At 29.6% G+C, this 1,819-nt stretch carries 2 protein-coding genes; one reads left to right on the forward strand and one right to left on the reverse strand.

Annotated features, from left to right (window positions below):
* Positions 1-1,134, forward strand: a 1,134-nt coding sequence (locus GOQ24_RS16090; RefSeq protein ID WP_208103239.1) for an alpha/beta hydrolase family protein, incomplete at its 5' end; no start/stop codon positions are given.
* Between the two features lie 45 nt (positions 1,135-1,179).
* Here the strand turns inward: GOQ24_RS16090 and GOQ24_RS16095 are convergent.
* The gene (locus GOQ24_RS16095; RefSeq protein ID WP_160340160.1) at positions 1,180-1,533 is read right to left on the reverse strand and encodes a hypothetical protein; all 354 of its coding nucleotides are present in this window, start codon (positions 1,531-1,533) and stop codon (positions 1,180-1,182) included.
* Between the last annotated feature and the right edge of the window lie 286 nt (positions 1,534-1,819).

The following is a 1,819-nucleotide window of genomic DNA, read 5'->3' on the forward strand; positions in this document are numbered from 1 at the left end:
AGTCCTCTTTACTTTTATGTAAATTCACAAACAGATAATAGAATCTATATATATGAAAAAGATAAACTACAACATATCTACGAGACCGATAACATTATTAATTTACAAACTAACTTCAATAATCCCTATTCTGATAAAGCAAATGCCGTATTGTTTTCAATAGAAAATTATAATCTTCCTCCTAAAATACTAATACTACAAGGAAGGAAGATCAAAGAACTAATAAACTCACCGATAGATCCCGACTTATATTCTTGGAGAAAAAAAGTAGAATTTACATACTCGGACAAACATAAAGTAACCTTACATGGTTCCTTATTATATCCAAAGGATTACAATCCTAATAAAAAATACCCCATGATTGTAAATGTATATGATTTAACTTTTTCCAATAGTCTGAATTATTTTACTACCCCCTTACCAGTTGCATCACATTCAGGATTTAACCCAACACTCTTATCTGAAAAAGGTTACTTTGTTCTTCAAGCACAAACTTATGTAAGCGAAGAAGGTGCTACTATAAGTGCTATTGACTGTACTGTAAATGCCGTAGAAAAAGCATTAATTGTTGAGCATGCAATTGATAAGGAAAATCTTGGAATTATTGGCCACTCTTTCGGAGGGTATAAATCTGCAGCTATTATTACAGGAACAGATATATTTAAAGCAGCTATAGCAGGAGCAGGTTTATATGATATCTTAGGACAGTTTAATTTTGCATATAGTTATATGAGACTTATGCCTGATTGGTATCGCACTGAAAAAGTCCAATTAAATTTCAACCAAAAATATTCAGAAAACCCTGAAAAATATTATAAAAACTCTCCTCTACTAAACGCATATAAAATCAATACACCAATACTATTATGGACAGGATTAGAGGATATCAATGTACCGTGGAAAAATACACAAAAAATGTTTCTAGCTTTAAAACGTGAAAAAAAACCTGTCATAGCTCTATTTTATAATAAAATTGCACACAATCTTTCAAGACAGAAAAACGAAGCTAAAGCTAACATTGATTTAACCTACAGAATTATTGATTGGTTTGATTACCATTTAAAAAACAAAAAAGACATTCAATGGATTGAAAATGGGTTAAACTTAAATAAGTACTCAAAAAGTTATTTATAAAAACAATAGGGAAGCTTTACCAGCTTCCCTATATTACTTTAAATATTACATTTCTTTATAAAGTGGGATGTAATGTCCCGGAGCTAATTCTCCCCAAAGATTTCTTTGTATACCGTCAACGAAAGTTGTACACCTCTCATTAGAGATCAACTCTGTACAATCACTTTGTTCAACATTATCAATCAATTCATAGACATATTCTTCAGATTCATTTAAATATCTATAATAAATCTTTCCACTATATCCATTTTCAGCTTTTACTGTTTCAATTGATTCTACAACAGGACTCTCTTTTTTGGAATCTTTTTTTAATTCGCTAGCATTCACTGTGAATGCACCTACGCTCAGCATTGCAATAACAGCTAATCCTGTGAATAGGTTTTTAATATAATTTTTCATTTTTTCTGCTTTTTGATATTAAACTAAAAACACCTTGTCTTTAGCCATATTATATTTGAACAAAACACACTGCTTTGCTTTAGGTTAACTTAAAAACACAATCTAATAGTTAACTCTATTGGCCTATAGAATTAATCAGTAATAAGTCACTTTAAGTAGCTAATTTAAAGTGATAAACTAAATTGATTTACATAAAGTAGTATAAAAGGGTGTATTCTACTAAAACAAAGTTCTATAATGATCAAAGATAAATTTATCCCCTAAAATGACATTTTATCCCTTATTG

Origin of the sequence: Myroides sp. LoEW2-1 (genome assembly GCF_009767705.1) — a bacterium.
Lineage (GTDB): Bacteria > Bacteroidota > Bacteroidia > Flavobacteriales > Flavobacteriaceae > Flavobacterium > Flavobacterium album_A.